General features: G+C 73.5%; 16 protein-coding genes and 1 riboswitch. Of the genes, 9 read left to right on the top strand and 7 right to left on the bottom strand.

Going from position 1 to position 14,307, the window contains the following annotated elements; all coding sequences use genetic code 11:
• Nucleotides 1-207: 207 nt before the first annotated feature.
• Nucleotides 208-666, bottom strand: coding sequence for a pyridoxamine 5'-phosphate oxidase family protein (locus ACIGFK_RS42010; protein WP_376661138.1), 459 nt, complete (start codon nucleotides 664-666; stop codon nucleotides 208-210).
• A 283-nt stretch (nucleotides 667-949) separates the two neighbouring features.
• Here ACIGFK_RS42010 and ACIGFK_RS42005 point away from each other — a divergent pair, with 283 nt between their 5' ends.
• The gene (locus tag ACIGFK_RS42005; protein WP_376661139.1) at nucleotides 950-1,372 is read left to right on the top strand and encodes an SLATT domain-containing protein; all 423 of its coding nucleotides are present in this window, start codon (nucleotides 950-952) and stop codon (nucleotides 1,370-1,372) included.
• 6 nt (nucleotides 1,373-1,378) lie between these two features.
• Here ACIGFK_RS42005 and ACIGFK_RS42000 read toward each other — a convergent pair whose 3' ends face one another.
• The gene (locus ACIGFK_RS42000) at nucleotides 1,379-2,140 is read right to left on the bottom strand and encodes a GntR family transcriptional regulator (RefSeq protein ID WP_376661151.1); all 762 of its coding nucleotides are present in this window, start codon (nucleotides 2,138-2,140) and stop codon (nucleotides 1,379-1,381) included.
• 367 nt (nucleotides 2,141-2,507) lie between these two features.
• Here ACIGFK_RS42000 and ACIGFK_RS41995 point away from each other — a divergent pair, with 367 nt between their 5' ends.
• Complete coding sequence (locus tag ACIGFK_RS41995) at nucleotides 2,508-2,726, top strand: hypothetical protein (RefSeq protein ID WP_400056093.1); 219 nt, start codon at nucleotides 2,508-2,510, stop codon at nucleotides 2,724-2,726.
• On the opposite strand, the gene ACIGFK_RS41990 is transcribed toward ACIGFK_RS41995, so the two are convergent.
• Complete coding sequence (locus ACIGFK_RS41990; protein ID WP_400056092.1) at nucleotides 2,723-3,352, bottom strand: class I SAM-dependent methyltransferase; 630 nt, start codon at nucleotides 3,350-3,352, stop codon at nucleotides 2,723-2,725. The two genes, ACIGFK_RS41995 and ACIGFK_RS41990, sit on opposite strands and share 4 nt — an antisense overlap.
• Before the next feature lie 53 nt (nucleotides 3,353-3,405).
• Here ACIGFK_RS41990 and ACIGFK_RS41985 point away from each other — a divergent pair, with 53 nt between their 5' ends.
• The gene (locus ACIGFK_RS41985) at nucleotides 3,406-3,858 is read left to right on the top strand and encodes a hypothetical protein (protein WP_400056090.1); all 453 of its coding nucleotides are present in this window, start codon (nucleotides 3,406-3,408) and stop codon (nucleotides 3,856-3,858) included.
• A gap of 6 nt (nucleotides 3,859-3,864) precedes the next feature.
• Here ACIGFK_RS41985 and ACIGFK_RS41980 read toward each other — a convergent pair whose 3' ends face one another.
• The 4 genes from ACIGFK_RS41980 to ACIGFK_RS41965 form a co-directional block, all read right to left on the bottom strand.
• Entirely contained in the window at nucleotides 3,865-4,524 is a 660-nt protein-coding gene (locus tag ACIGFK_RS41980; RefSeq protein WP_400056088.1) for a hypothetical protein, read from the bottom strand.
• A gap of 59 nt (nucleotides 4,525-4,583) precedes the next feature.
• Nucleotides 4,584-4,988: a hypothetical protein gene (locus ACIGFK_RS41975; RefSeq protein WP_376661143.1), complete on the bottom strand. Its 405-nt coding sequence runs from the start codon at nucleotides 4,986-4,988 to the stop codon at nucleotides 4,584-4,586.
• Between the two features lie 122 nt (nucleotides 4,989-5,110).
• A complete protein-coding gene (locus tag ACIGFK_RS41970) occupies nucleotides 5,111-5,344 on the bottom strand; it encodes a ferredoxin (RefSeq protein ID WP_376661144.1) in 234 nt (77 codons plus the stop codon).
• Nucleotides 5,344-6,807, bottom strand: a complete 1,464-nt coding sequence (locus ACIGFK_RS41965; RefSeq protein WP_400056086.1) for an aldehyde dehydrogenase — start codon at nucleotides 6,805-6,807, stop codon at nucleotides 5,344-5,346. The genes ACIGFK_RS41970 and ACIGFK_RS41965 overlap by 1 nt, the downstream gene beginning before the upstream one ends.
• A 183-nt stretch (nucleotides 6,808-6,990) precedes the next feature.
• On the opposite strand from ACIGFK_RS41965, the gene ACIGFK_RS41960 reads away from it, so the two are divergent.
• The 6 genes from ACIGFK_RS41960 to ACIGFK_RS41935 all read left to right on the top strand — a co-directional run bounded on the left by ACIGFK_RS41960 (nucleotide 6,991) and on the right by ACIGFK_RS41935 (nucleotide 14,196).
• Nucleotides 6,991-8,058, top strand: coding sequence for an MBL fold metallo-hydrolase (locus ACIGFK_RS41960; protein ID WP_400056085.1), 1,068 nt, complete (start codon nucleotides 6,991-6,993; stop codon nucleotides 8,056-8,058).
• Nucleotides 8,059-8,162: 104 nt separating this feature from the next.
• A riboswitch (cobalamin riboswitch) is annotated at nucleotides 8,163-8,243 on the top strand.
• A 143-nt stretch (nucleotides 8,244-8,386) separates the two neighbouring features.
• Nucleotides 8,387-9,646: a prenyltransferase/squalene oxidase repeat-containing protein gene (locus ACIGFK_RS41955; RefSeq protein ID WP_386473526.1), complete on the top strand. Its 1,260-nt coding sequence runs from the start codon at nucleotides 8,387-8,389 to the stop codon at nucleotides 9,644-9,646.
• Nucleotides 9,646-10,314, top strand: a complete 669-nt coding sequence (locus tag ACIGFK_RS41950; protein ID WP_400056083.1) for an SCO2322 family protein — start codon at nucleotides 9,646-9,648, stop codon at nucleotides 10,312-10,314. The genes ACIGFK_RS41955 and ACIGFK_RS41950 overlap by 1 nt, the downstream gene beginning before the upstream one ends.
• Nucleotides 10,311-11,576 (top strand): energy-coupling factor transporter transmembrane component T, encoded by a 1,266-nt coding sequence (locus tag ACIGFK_RS41945; protein WP_376661149.1) that lies wholly within the window; start codon nucleotides 10,311-10,313, stop codon nucleotides 11,574-11,576. Before ACIGFK_RS41950 ends, ACIGFK_RS41945 begins: the two co-directional genes overlap by 4 nt.
• Entirely contained in the window at nucleotides 11,573-13,360 is a 1,788-nt protein-coding gene (locus ACIGFK_RS41940; RefSeq protein WP_400056081.1) for an ABC transporter ATP-binding protein, read from the top strand. Before ACIGFK_RS41945 ends, ACIGFK_RS41940 begins: the two co-directional genes overlap by 4 nt.
• A complete protein-coding gene (locus tag ACIGFK_RS41935; RefSeq protein WP_376662484.1) occupies nucleotides 13,357-14,196 on the top strand; it encodes an ECF transporter S component in 840 nt (279 codons plus the stop codon). The genes ACIGFK_RS41940 and ACIGFK_RS41935 overlap by 4 nt, the downstream gene beginning before the upstream one ends.
• The last annotated feature ends 111 nt before the right edge of the window (nucleotides 14,197-14,307 follow it).

The following is a 14,307-nucleotide window of genomic DNA, read 5'->3' as shown; positions in this document are numbered from 1 at the left end:
ACAAAAGGCAAGCACCCTTCAGCCACACCCAGCCCTCCCGGACCACCCAACACCTTACGGAGCGCCCTTGACAGGGCGGCCCGCCACGGAAGGACGATGGGGCAGCCGGGAACCCCCCAAGCCCTCTCTGACTTCCGGCCGGCCGAGGCACCGCCAACCCGCACCCCGGCCCTCGGGCAGGTCGCGGACCGGCAGACGGCAGGCCCCCTACCCCTCGATGTCGAGGGCCGTTCCGTACAGCCGGTCCACCTTCAGCCGGATGACCACACGGCGCTCGGCGACCAGCTGCTCCAGGAAGGCCTGTTCATCATCCGGCTTCGCCGCCGACGGGATCATCCCGAGGAGTTCCCGACCGACCTCGTCGCCGGGGGCCGTCGTCACCTCGGAGACCTCTGCCTCCCCCTCCGCGACGGCGAACGACCACACGTTGCCGCCCTGCACGTGCACCGCCGCGTGCGGGTCGCGGCGCAGGTGTTGGACCTTGACGCGGTCAGCCGTGGTCGAGAACCGCACGATGCGGGCTTCGGGGTCCCAGCTGTAGAGCATGGTGGTCAGGTGCGGGTGGCCGCTGCGCTTGACGGTGGCGAGCGTGCCGAACTGCTGCTTGCCGAGCAGGTCGGAGAGGGCTTCGTCCGACAGCGGGCGGGGCGCTGGTCCTTGAGTCATGACGTGATCAACACCCTTGAGCGCTCCGCCATTTCCGGACTCCACCCCCATTTTCCCGTCCCCCGGACCCGGCAGGCGGCCCACCGGCCCTCCGGGCGATGTCGGGCGCTTAGGATCGCTACGCGCTCCTCGCCGACGGCGTCCGCGACCCGTGTTGGGCTGATGGACCGCACCGTCCACCCGAGGGCGAGCTGGTGGTCGGCGACAGAACCTCGGGGGCGGAATGCAGCCGGACAGTGGACTTGGGATCGGTCTCAGCCCGACGGAGACGGCCGTTCTCCTGTTGGACAAGATCCGTGAGGGCAATGAGTACGCCCGGAGCCGGAAGAAGCGGTTCAGCCGCAGCGCCTCGCTCACCAAGGTGGCGACGCTGGCACTGTCCGCCGGGTCCACCGTCATCCTGGGCCTGCAGAACCTCAACGCATGGACCGGTCTGGCCCTGGCGTGCGTGGCCCTGGTGACGCTGCTCGGGGCCGTCGAGCCGTTCTTCAACTGGCGTTCCCGGTGGGTGCTGATGGAGCAGGCGCAGCACCGGTTCCGGCGGCTCGGCGACGACCTCGAGTACCTCGTGGCCTCGACTGCCGCCGACCAGCTCACGTTCGACCAGCTCGGCGAGGTCTTCGGCCGGTACCAGGCGATCTGGGACGACCTGAGCAGCACCTGGCTGGAGCACCGCCGGGAACTCGCCTCGTCGAGTGGCTCCTAGCCGCCGTCAGCGGGCGTCGAAGTCGTACTCCAGCACGTACGACGCGGAGTCCAGGGTCATGTCGTTGACCTCGACGGCCCGCCCACCCTCGGCGAACGCGGTGCGGACGATCTGGATGACCGGCGTACCGAGCGACAGCGACAGCCGGTCGGCCTCGTCGGCCGTGGGCATGCGGGAGCGGATCTCCTCGCGGAAGTGGACGGGCTCGTGCCCCAGCTCGGCCAGCCTCGCGTACACACCACCCGGGCCGGTGTCGGCCTGGGTGATGGCGGAGTCGGCGACGATGTCCGCCGGCAGGTACGACGTCGCGCAGAGGACCGGCTTTCCGTCGAGCACGAAACGGCGGCTGCGCACGCAGACCCGGGCCTCGCGAGGGAGACCCAGGACGTCGGCGACGCGGTCGCCCGCCTCTTCTTCACGCACGTCGACCTGGTCGACGACGAGCTCACGGTCTTCGGCGTCCGCCGACCAGACGGAACGGCCCGAGCCCCACTGCTCCTGCGCCAGCCGCTGGATGCCGCGGCGCCGCAGGGGCCTGAACGCCCGGACGAAGACACCGGCACCCTTGCGCGCCTCCGCGAGACCTTCGTTCTGGAGCACCCCGAGGGCCTGGCGCGCGGTCATGCGGGCGACGTCGTACGTGGCCATGAGGTCGTTCTCGCCCGGCAGCCGGTCGCCGGGGCCGTACTCGCCCGACCTGATCGCCGCCTTCAAGGCGTCGGCAATCCGCTGGTACTTCGGCTGGCGCGTGCCGCCCTGGCTGGTCATCGAACCGATCACCCCTTCTCCTCTCTAGACACCCTAGGGCCGGCAGTGCAGCGCCGCATTCACCGGCACCAGCCGCTGTTCGGCAACCTCGCGACCATTTCTCTAGAGATGTAAGCCCTGAAGGAGGCTGGACCGCTATCATGGGCAACATCTCTAGAGAGGTTGCCTTTCTGAGCAGCCTTACGGTGGGGAGTGATCTGCATGTGCCGGATTCCCAACGCCACAGCAACGTCTGACGCTTACCGCTGCCTGCACGACGCACCCCCTTCGGCCGCCGTGACCGCACCTGCGGAACCGAGTGCGGACCTGCTCGACCGGGCGCTGGTCGGCTGGGAGCGGTTCCTCGACAGCTTCGAGGAGATGCCTGATGAGTGAGCGCTACGAGTACGTCCCCCATCGGCTTCTGCGCTGCCGCGTCCGCGACATCGCCTCCGGCACCGAGGGCGAGCTGATGGCCGTGGTCAACGAGAACGTCTCGGACTGCGCCGCCTACGACCGGTGGATGCAACTCGCCTACGTCCGGACAGCATCCGGCCGCGAGTTCACCACTACAGTCGCCAACATCGAGCCCGTCAGCCGTTCCTAGGGAAGCCGGGCCAGCAAGTGGGCGTCCAGGAAGCCGCGTTCCGAGGCCGGGTCGTGGATCAGGCGGGCGAAGGGGACGAGGCCGGCGTCGGCCAGGAGTTCCACGAAGTCGTCCACGGGCCAGCTGTAGGCGGGGGTCACCTTGTGGTCGAAGCGGACCGGCTCCGTTCCTTCGGTCGCGAAGAACGAGACCAGGAGCAGGCCCCCCGGCGCCAGGACGCGCACCTGCTCGGCGAGGAGCGCGGGCAGTTCCGCGGGCGGGGTGTGGATCATCGAGTAGTGGGCCAGTACGCCGCCGAGCGAGCCGTCCTCGACCGGCAGGGCCTCCATCCGCGCCTCCTCGAACCGCAGCGCCGGTCGGGCCCTCCGGGCGTGGCCGACCATGCCCGGGGAGAGGTCGAGGCCGAAGGCGTCCAGCCCCAGCTCGTGCAGCATGGCCGTCAGGTGCCCGGGCCCGCATCCGACGTCGGCCGCCCGCAGGTTCCCCGTCCCGCGCACCAGCTCCGCGAACGTGTTGATCATGGTCCGCGAGAACGGGTGCGTTTCCAGCCGGTCGTCGAAGAGGGACGCGTACAGCTCGACGACCCCGTCGTAGGCCGCCCTCGTCTCGTCCCGGTACTCCACCATGGGTGGCAAGCTAACATCCGCGCCCCGGAGGACAGTTAAAGGAGAGATGCGTCGTGCGATCCACTGATCCGGTCGACGATGCACCTCTGACTGCCCAAGATTACGAGGCCGTTCACGCCGCCGTATCGGCGGGCGCAGGGGGACGCACGCTCAACTCGCTAGTCGCGGACTGGCGGGATGTCGTGGAGGACGTGGAGGAGGGCTCCGCACGGTGCGCTCCGGAGCTCGACGACGACATCTGCTGCCGGGACGCGCTGGCCAGGGTGTGGCCGCTGTTGCCGCCGCGGGTGCAGGCGGTCCGGCGGCCCGAGCTCGACGAGCTGGACGGCCGGTTCCGCGCGGCCACGGTCCCCTGGCCGGACCGTGAGGAGCCGCACCGGTGGTGGCACTACCGGATTCCGCGGGTCCTGGAAGCCGAGGTGGGCGCGCCCCGGCCGCAGGGGTGGCCGCTGGGCTGGGAAGTGCTGCCGTTCCCCAAGCCCGACGGTGTGCGCGTCGTCGAGTGAGCCGGACTAGTCGGCGAGGTCGAGGTCGTCGAGGTCGAGTTCGTGGAACTCCAGTCCGTCCGGGCCGAGGCCGGTGTTCTCCGCGTGCTCGGCCATCCGTGCGGCGTACTCGGGATGCGCGGCGAGTGAGGTGTAGGTGTCGAAGTCCAGGTCCAGGATCTCGGCGAGGTCCGCGAGGTACACGTCGAGGCCGGGGTACATCACGGCCACGTACGGCAGGTCGTCGATGTCGGTCACCAGCACCGGGTACTCGCCCGTGGAGTCCGGCGAGCCCAGGTAGAGCAGGCGGCGCGAGTCGCAGCCGCCGATGAGCGGCAGGCACACCGCGGGCAGCAGTCCCTCGAAGTCGCCGAACATCGAGGCCATGCCGCCGCTGTCGCCGTACATCCACTCAGCCGTCGCCCCCAGTCCCCGGTCGCCGAGGACGGGCTCGGCCGGGTCCTCGTACCAGCCGACGGCGGCGAGCCAGGAGCCGTCGAAGGCCAGCCAGCGGCGCAGGCTGGGCGGCAGCGGGCGGCCGTCGGGCAGCGTCAGCCGGTCGAGCACCTCGGGTGCGAGCGGCGCCGGTTCGTCGAGGTCCGGGGCTTCGCAGGTGGGCCAGCCCTGCTCCCGGACCCGTGCGATCACCCGGTCGATCAGCGCGGCGCCGTGCATGTCCTCGTTCATGCGGTGCACTGTGCCACGGGCCACCGACAGCGGAGCCCCCGGGCCGCAGCCCCGGGCCGCTACTTCCACTCGTAGGTCTTGGCCTCGACCCCGCCGTCCTCGTCGGTCTCGAATTCGAAGACGGCCGCGAGGGCGTTCAACTCCGCGAAGCGGTCCGCGGTGGTCTCGTAGAAGATGGCGCCGCGCCAGCTCACGCCGCCCGTCGGGGTGAGGCGGCCGACGCCCGAGCCGTGCCAGGTGAGGGTCTCGCCGTCCGCGGTCATGGTGACGCCTTCGCCCTCGCCGAACAGGGTGCCGTCCCCGCGCGTCGCCGAGTGGTACGTGCCCATGTCCTTGACCTGCGTGCCCAGGAGCGTGCCGGTCGCCTGGTACGAGGCCTCCAGCACCGCGTGGCCGCCCTCCGCGGAGAGCACCCGGATGCCCGTGGTCCGTCCCGTTTCCTCGCCGATGAGTTCGCCCAGCATGGCGGGGGCTCCTCTCGTCCCCGAGAGCGGTGGGTTCTCTTCCGGAGTACGCCTGGTGGGCGGGGCCGTCAAATCGGGGGGCGGGGACGGGCACCCGCCCCGGCCCCGCCCCCCGGTGTGCGCTATTCCTCCGGCGGGAAGACCGGTTCGCCGGTCCCGGCCAGGGTGATCATGATGGCTTCCACCGGGCAGCCCTCAGCCGCCGTGAGCGTGGGTTCGTTGGCGTCCGTCTGCGGGGCGCGGGGGTGGGACTGGCGGGCCGAGTCGAGGGTGAAGGCGTCCGGGGCGTGGTTCACGCACATGCCCGAGCCGATGCAGACCCCGCGGTCCACCTCCACCTGCCAGCGGTCGCCCATCAGGCACCCGCCTCGTAGCCCGCGGGGAGGTGGATCATCTTGTGCTCCAGGTACTCGGACAGGCCTTCCGGGCCGAACTCGCGGCCGACGCCGCTGTTCTTGTAGCCGCCGAAGGGGCCCAGCATGTCCAGGCTGAAGGTGTTGACGTTGAAGGTGCCGGTGCGGACCCCGCGGGCGAAGTCGATGCCGTGTTCGACGTCTCCGGTCCAGACGCTGCCGCTGAGGCCGAACTCCGAGTCGTTGGCGATCCGGGCGGCCTCCGCCTCGTTCCCGTACGGGATCAGGCAGACGACCGGGCCGAAGATCTCCTCCTGGGCGATCCGCATGGAGTTGTCGACGTCGCCGAAGAGGGTGGGTTCGACGTACCAGCCGCGCTCCTGGCCGGCCGGGCGGCCGCCGCCCGCGAGGACCTTGGCGCCTTCCTCCTGGCCGATGCGGATGTAGTCGAGGGAGCGCTGCTGCTGGCGCTGGGCGACGAGCGGGCCGAGCTGGGTGGCCGGGTCGAGCGGGTCGCCCACGACCAGGGCGCCCGCGGCCGCGGCGAAGGCGTCGGCGATCTCGTCGTAGCGGCTGCGCGGGGCGAGGATGCGGGTCTGGGCCACGCAGGCCTGGCCGTTGTTCATCCAGGCGGCCGGGACGATGCCGGCGACGGCGGTGTCCAGGTCGGCGTCCGGCAGGATCACGGCGGCGGACTTGCCGCCGAGTTCGAGGGTGACGCGGGTGAGGTTGCGGGATGCGACCTCCATCACGCGCTTGCCGGCGGCGACGGAGCCGGTGAAGGCGACCTTGTCGACGCCGGGGTGGCCGACGAGGTACTCGCTGACCTCGCGGTCGGCGGGCAGGATCGACAGCACGCCCTCGGGCAGGCCGGCCTCGCGGGCTATGTCGGCCAGGATGAAGGAGTCCAGCGGGGCTTCCGGGGAGGGCTTGAGGATCACGGTGGAGCCGGTCAGCAGGGCGGGCGCGAGCTTGGCCGCCGCCACGAACTGCGGGACGTTCCACGGGATGACGGCCGCGACGACCCCGACGGGCTCGCGGCGTACGAGGATCGGGCCGAGCACGCCCGCGCGGTGCTCCTCGTACGGGTAGTTCCGCGCGACGGTGATCGCGGCGTCGTAGACCATCATCGGGCCGAGCGCCTGCGCGAGGACGCTCCATGAGTAGGGGGAGCCGTTCTGGGAGCTGATCGAGCGGGCGATCTCCTCGTGGCGGACGGCTATGGCGTCCTTGATGCGGGAGACGACGGCGATGCGCTCGTCCAGGGACATCCGCGGCCAGGGGCCCTCGTCGAAGGCCTTGCGGGCGGCGGCGACGGCGCGGTCCACGTCCGCCTTCGAGGCGTGCGGGACGGAGCCGATGACCTGCTCGGTGTGGGGGGAGACGATCCGGATCGTGCCGGTGCCCAGCGGATCCGTCCACTCCCCGCCGATGAACAGTTGTCCGTGTTCCACGAGCTCGGTCATGGCTGAGGCCTCCTGCGGCTTGCCCTGCGGCTTGGCGTTGCAGAACTGATACCAGTTCTAGTTCGAGGAGTCCACGGCCAGGACGGAAGAGTGGAGAAGATCCAACGACTAGTCAGAAGCCCGAAGAAGTGGTCGACTTGGGCAACTGGTGGAACACGTTCTTATAGAGGCAGGGGACGGCGAATGGACACGGCCAAGGACGCGCCGCAGGACGCGCCGCACGTCACCGATCACGGCGGCGGCGTGTGGGGGATCAAGGTCCCCATCCCCGACAACCCGCTCGGCCACACCCTCGTCCACGTCCTCGACACCGACCGCGGCCCGGTCCTCGTCGACACCGGCTGGGACGACCCCGAGTCCTGGGACACCCTCGTCGCCGGGCTCGGCGCGCTCGGCATCGCCATCGCCGACGTCCACGGCGTGGTGATCACCCACCACCACCCCGACCACCACGGCCTCTCCGGGCAGGTCCGGGACGCCTCGGGCGCGTGGATCGCCATGCACGCCGCCGACACCGAGGTCGTCGTACGGACGCGGGCCTCCGAGCCGGGCGTCTGGTTCGACTACATGAGCGAGAAGCTGGCCGCCGCCGGAGCCCCCGAGGACCACATCGCCCCGCTCCGCGCCGCCCGCAGCAGCGGCCGGGTGCGGACCCTGCCCGGGCTGCGGGCCGCCGTCCCCGACCGGGAGATCGTCCCGGGCGAGCTGCTGCCGCTGGCCGGACGCCGGCTGCGCGCGATCTGGACCCCCGGCCACACCCCCGGCCACGTCTGCCTCCACCTGGAGGAGACCCACCCGGCGAACCTCCCCGGCAACGGCCGCCTCTTCTCCGGGGACCACCTGCTGCCCGGCATCTCCCCGCACATCGGCCTGTACGAGGACCCGCAGAGCGACCGGGTCACCGACCCCCTCGGCGACTACCTCGACTCCCTCGAACGCATCGGCCGCCTCGAACCGGCCGAGGTCCTCCCCGCCCACCAGCACGCCTTCACCGATGCGCCCGCCCGCGTGCGGGAGCTCCTGGACCACCACGAGGAGCGGCTGACCGGGCTGTGGGCGCTGCTCGCCGAGCCGCTGACCCCGTGGGGGCTGGCGGAGCGGATGGAGTGGAACCGGCCCTGGGAGCAGATCCCCTACGGCTCCCGCAACATCGCCGTCTCGGAAGCGGAAGCGCATCTGCGGCGGCTGGTGAAGCAGGGCCGCGCGGAAGCCGTCCCGGGCAGCGACCCCGTCGCGTACCGGGCCCTGTAGGCAGCGGCCGACGGATGGCCGGTAAGGGGCGCCGAGGGCAGGCACCCCCGAGCACGGTTGCTACGGGCCGGTACAGTGAGCGGGTCGTCCTCACTTCCGTACGGGGGGAAGCCGGTGCGAATCCGGCGCTGACCCGCAACCGTGACCCGCCCCGGCCCACCGTCGGGCAGGGAGCCGGAATGCCCCGTTCCGGAGGTGCGCGGCTCGTGCCGCCGGGTCCTCCGGCGGCCGGCACCGTCGAGGTAAACGGAGCCGGAGCCCGGTGCCCGTGCGTGCCCGCGCGTGTGCCTGCCTCCCGCTCCCCAGCAGGAGAGGCACCCCCGCCCCCATGAACGTCCGCCGCAGCGCCGCCGCGCTCGCCGCCTCCGCCGTGCTCTGCGTGGGCGCCGCCCCCGCAGCCCTCGCCGACACCGCGCCGCCCTCCCCCTCCGCACCGCCGGTGATCCCCTCCGGGCTGTACGGCAAGAACGACCCGACGTACGACGGCGTGTGGCGCCAGTCCTTCGCGCTGCTCGCCCAGCACACCGTCGGCGTGAAGCCCGCCAAGGCCGCCGTGGACTGGCTGGTGGGCCAGCAGTGCGCGAACGGCGGTTTCGCCGCGTTCCGCGCGGACGCCTCCGCGGCGTGCGAGGCGACGACGATGTTCGACACGAACGCCACCGCGGCGGCCGTCCAGGCGCTGAAGGCGCTCGGCGGCCAGGACGCGGCGGTCAGGAAGGGCACGGACTGGCTGAAGTCCGTCCAGAACGAGGACGGCGGCTGGTCCTACGTCCCCGGCTCCCCCAGCGACGCCAACTCCACGGCCGTGGTGATCAGCGCCCTCGCGGTGGCGGGCGACAAGCCCGCCGAGGTGAAGTCGAAGGCGGGCAAGTCCGCCTACCAGGGCCTGGCCGCCTTCCAGCTCGGCTGCACCGCCGAGCCCGCCGCCGACCGGGGCTCCTTCGCCTACCAGCCCCTGGACGGCAAGCTGACCGCCAACGCCGACGCCACCGCCGCAGCGGCACTCGCCGGCCTCGGCCAGGGCTCGGCCGTGGCCCTGTCCGCCTCGGACACCCCCGCCACCCCGCTGACCTGCCCGCCGGCCTCCGCCGACGCGGCGGCCGACCCGGCGGCCCTCGCCCAGGGCGCGGCCGGCTACCTGGCCGAGGCCCTCAAGAAGGACGGCCACCTCACGGCGGTCACCCCGGGCGCGGACCAGCCGACCCCGGACACCGGCAACACCGCCGACGCGGTCATCGCCCTGGCAGCGGCCGGGCACAAGCAGTCCGCGGCGGGCGCGCTGGAGTGGCTCAAGGGCAACTCGGCGCAGTGGGCGGCGGGCAACCCGGCGGGCCTGGGCACGCTGATCCTGGCCGCGCACGCCACGGGCGCGGACCCGAAGGCCTTCGGCGGCACCGACCTCGTCGCGGCGCTGAACGCCACCGGCCCGGCCCCGCAGGGCGCGGACTCCTCCGCGACCTCGGTCGACGGCAAGAAGGACAAGCCCTCCGGCGGCCAGAACATCTGGTGGATCATCATCGCGGGCGCCGCGGCCGGCATGGGCATCGGCATCCTGCTGAGCGGCCGCCGCAAGAAGAACCAGCTCTGATGCGTCGCCGCCCGTCGCCCGCACTCGCCGTGCTGCTCGGGCTCGCCCTGGCCGTGGCGGCCGCTTCGCCGGCGCTGGCGTCGAGCTACCGGTACTGGTCGTTCTGGGACGCCGCGGCCGGCGGGCCCTGGTCGTACGCCACGGTGGGCCCCTCGATGGCCCGCCCGGCGGACGGCTCCGTGCAGGGCTTCCGCTTCGCGGTGAGCAAGGACGCCTCCGCCGAGGCGGCCCGGCCGCGGGTCGCGGCCGACTTCTCGGCGGTCTGCGGGGCGACCCCCGCGGCCGAGGGGAAGAAGCGGGTGGCGCTGGTCGTCGACTTCGGCGTCCCCTCGGACGCCCCCTCGGGCGAGACCCCGCCGCAGGAGGCCCCGCGCACGGCCTGCGCGCAGGTCGCCCCGGACGCCACGACGGCCGAGGCACTGGCCTCGGTGGCGAAGCCGCTGCGCTACAACGGCGCGGCGATGCTGTGCGCGATCGCGGGCTACCCGCAGCAGGGCTGCGGCGAGCCGATCGCCTCGCCTGCGTCCGGAAGCCCGGACCCCGCGGCCGCGGCCGCCCCGCAGGCCGGGGAGGACGGCGGCCCGTCCGCAGGCCTGATCACCGGCATCGCGGCAGTGGCCGCCCTGGCTGCGGCCGGCATCTGGCAGTCCCGCCGCCGCACGCGATGACGCACGACCAGCCGGCATGCCCGGCCCCGCCGGCGTTCGAGGCGCGGGGGTCCGGGTGCGGCGCCCCCGGCAGCGGCGCCGCACCCGGCCACGTGCCCCCGCCCCGGCGCAGCACGCCCGCGCCGCCGGGCGACCCGCACGGGCCGACGTACAGGAAATGGCAGGCCCCCCTCGCCGGCCGGGCGACGGCCCTGCACGCGGGGGCCTGGTGGCTGTGGGCCCTCGGGCTCGCCACCGCCGCTTCGCGGACCACCAACCCGCTGCTCCTCGGGCTGGTCATCGGCGTCGCCGGGTACGTGGTCGCGGCCCGCCGCACGGACGCGCCGTGGGCCCGTTCCTACGGCGCGTTCCTCAAGCTCGGCCTCTTCGTCATCGGCCTGCGCCTCCTCTTCTCCATGCTGCTGGGCTCCCCCGTCCCCGGCTCGCACACCCTCTTCACCCTCCCGGAGGTCCCGCTGCCCGCCTGGGCGCAGGGCATCCGGTTCGGCGGCAGGGTCACCGCCGAGCAGCTGGTGTTCGCCTTCTACGACGGCGCCAGGCTCGCCGCCCTCCTCGTGTGCGTCGGCGCCGCGAACGCCCTCGCGAACCCGGCGCGGCTGCTGAAGTCCCTCCCGGCCGCCCTGTACGAGGCGGGCGTCGCCGTGGTCGTCGCCATGACCTTCGCGCCGAACATGGTCGCGGACGTCGCCCGCCTGCGCACCGCCCGCCGGCTGCGCGGACGCCCGACCGGCGGCGTGAAGGCGGTCCTGCAGATCGGCCTGCCGGTGCTGGAGGGAGCCCTGGAACGCTCCGTCGCCATCGCCGCGTCGATGGACGCGCGCGGGTACGGGCGCACCGCCGAGGTCCCGCCCGCCGTGCGGCACACCACCAGCGCCCTCACCCTCGGCGGTCTGCTCGGGATGTGCGCCGGCACGTACGGGCTGCTCGCCGCGGAGGGCGCCGCGTACGGGCTGCCCGTGCTCGGCATCGGGCTGCTGCTGGCCCTCGCGGGCCTGCGGCTCGGCGGCCGCCGTTCGGTGCGCACCCGCTACCGGCCCGACCGGTGGGGGCCGCGCGCCTGGCTGGTCGCCGGATCGGGCGCGGCCGTCGCCGGGCTCCTCGTGTACGCGGGCACGCGCGACCCCGCCGCCCTGCACCCGGGCGTGGTGCCGCTGGTGGCGCCGAGCCTCCCGCTGTGGCCGGCGGCGGCGGTCCTGATCGGCCTGCTGCCCGCGTTCGTCGCCCCCGTACCGTCCATCCCCTCTGAGGAGTCCTCCCGGTGATCCGCTTCGAGCAGGTGTCCGTCACCTACGACGGCGCCGCCGGCCCTTCCCTCCAGGGCCTCGACCTGGTGATCCCGGAAGGGGAGCTGACCCTGCTCGTGGGCCCGTCCGGGGTGGGGAAGTCCACCCTGCTGGGCGCGGTCTCCGGGCTGGTCCCGCACTTCACGGGCGGCACCCTGCGGGGCCGGGTGACGGTCGCGGGCCGGGACACGCGCACCCACAAACCGCGCGAGCTCGCGGACGTGGTGGGCACGGTCGGCCAGGATCCGCTCGCGCACTTCGTGACGGACGTGGTGGAGGACGAGCTGGCGTACGGGATGGAGTCCCTCGGGCTGGCTCCCGCCGTGATGCGCCGCCGCGTCGAGGAAACCCTGGACCTCCTCGGCCTCAACGAGCTGCGCGACCGGCCCCTCGCGACGCTCTCGGGCGGGCAGCAGCAGCGGGTCGCGATCGGCTCGGTCCTGACCACGCACCCGAAGGTCCTCGTACTGGACGAGCCCACCTCGGCGCTGGACCCGGCGGCGGCGGAGGAGGTCCTGGCGGTGCTCCAGCGCCTGGTCCACGACCTCGGCACCACGGTCCTGATGGCGGAGCACCGGCTGGAGCGGGTGGTCCAGTACGCCGACCGGGTGCTGCTCCTGCCGGCCCCGGGCGCGGCCCCGGTGCTGGGTGCCCCGTCGGAGGTCATGGCGGTCTCCCCGGTCCACCCGCCGGTGGTGTCCCTGGGCCGCGTGGCGGGCTGGTCGCCGCTCCCGTTGTCGGTCCGCGACGCCCGTAGGCTGGCCGCCCCTCTCCGCACCCGCCTCGGCGCTGACCGAGATCCAGCCCGTCCGGTGTTTGAGGACCGGGGGTCCGGGGGCGGAGCCCCCGGTTTCGGGCAGGGGCGGGTGGGGGACGGCTCCGCGCAGCGGCATCCCGCACCCCGCACCGGCCTGCTGGCCCGCTTCCGCAAGGCCGCGGCCCTCCCCGCCCCCGCCCCGGCAGGCGCCGCCCCGGCCGAGACCAGGGGCCTCGGGGTCCGCCGCGGCCGCAGGGAAGTGCTCCGCGACATCACCCTCACCGTCACCCCCGGCGAAACCGTCGCCCTCATGGGCCGCAACGGCGCCGGCAAGTCCACCCTGCTCTCGGCCCTGGTCGGCACCGTCCCGCCCGCCACCGGCGAGGTGACCGTCGGGGGCCTGGCCCCCCACCGCACCCCGCCGCAGGAGATGGTGCGCCGAGTGGGTCTCGTACCGCAGGAGCCCCGCGACCTCCTCTACGCCGACACCGTCGCCGCCGAGTGCGCCGCCGCGGACTCCGACGCGGGCGCCGCCCCGGGCACCTGCCGGGCGCTGGTCACGTCCCTGCTCCCGGACGTGCCCGACGACGTCCATCCCCGCGACCTCTCCGAGGGGCAGCGGCTCGCCCTGGCCCTCGCCCTGGTGCTGACGGGCCGCCCGGCGCTGCTCCTGCTCGACGAGCCCACCCGGGGTCTGGACTACGCCGCCAAGGCCCGCCTGATCGAGATCCTCCGCGGCCTCGCCGCCGAGGGCCACGCCATCGTCCTGGCCACCCATGACGTGGAGCTCGCCGCCGAGGTGGCGCACCGCGTGCTGATCCTGGCGGGCGGGGAGATCGTCGCGGACGGCCCGACCGCCGAGGTGGTCGTCTCCTCCCCCGCCTTCGCACCGCAGGTCGCCAAGGTGCTGGCCCCGGGCCACTGGCTCACGGTGACCCAGGTCGCCGAAGCCCTGGCGGCCTCGGACCCGGCCCCCGGGACGGCCCCCGGGACGGCCCCCGCATGAGCCGCACAGCGCCCCGTCCCACCCGCCCCGTCCGCATCGGCCCCCGCGCCGCTGCCGCCCTGGTCCTGGTCACCCTCATCGGCATCGCCGCCTTCGGCTGGCCGCTGCTCGCCGACGGGGGGTCCGGGCTCGCCCACTCCGAGGACGCCCCCTGGCTGTTCGCCGCGCTGCTGCCGCTGCTGGTCGCCGTCGTGGTCGCGACCATCGCGGACAACGGCATGGACGCCAAGGCGGTGGCGATGCTCGGCGTGCTCGCCGCGGTCGGGGCGGCCCTGAGACCGCTGGGCGCGGGTACGGCCGGCCTGGAGCCCATGTTCTTCCTGATGGTGCTCAGCGGGCGGGTCCTCGGGCCGGGCTTCGGCTTCGTCCTGGGCTCCGTCACGATGTTCGCGTCCGCCCTGCTCACCGGCGGTGTCGGCCCGTGGATGCCGTTCCAGATGCTCGCGCTCGGCTGGTTCTCGCTGGGGGCCGGCCTGCTACCGGGGGCCGCGAGGATCCGGGGCCGGGCGGAGCTGGCGATGCTGGCCGCGTACGGGTTCCTCGGCTCGTTCGCGTACGGCACGGTCATGAACCTGCAGGGCTGGGTGATGCTGCAGGGCATGGGCCAGGGCGTCTCCTTCCACCCGGGGGACCCGGTTGCGGCGAACCTCGCGCGCTTCGCCGCGTACTGCCTGGCGACTTCGCTGGGCTGGGACCTGGGGCGGGCGGTGCTGACCGTCGTGCTGACGCTCGCGCTCGGGGCCACGCTGCTGAAGGCCCTGCGGCGGGCGACACGGAAGGCCGCCTTCGACGCTCCCGTTTCCTTCGATCCGGGTACGAACGAACGCATTCAGTGACATTCGAGGCCCCTGTCGGTGAGGCGCCCCACAGGACCCAGGTCACATACGAGCCGGGCTAGTAGTCCCTGAGCGTGCCGCACGGCCTTCCCCTCACCGGCCCGCTGCGGG

Source organism: Streptomyces sp. NPDC085524 (assembly GCF_044541755.1).
In the GTDB taxonomy this organism is placed as follows: Bacteria; Actinomycetota; Actinomycetes; order Streptomycetales; family Streptomycetaceae; genus Streptomyces.
Note: the sequence above shows the minus strand (reverse complement) of the source record. Positions and strands in the feature narration are given on the sequence as shown.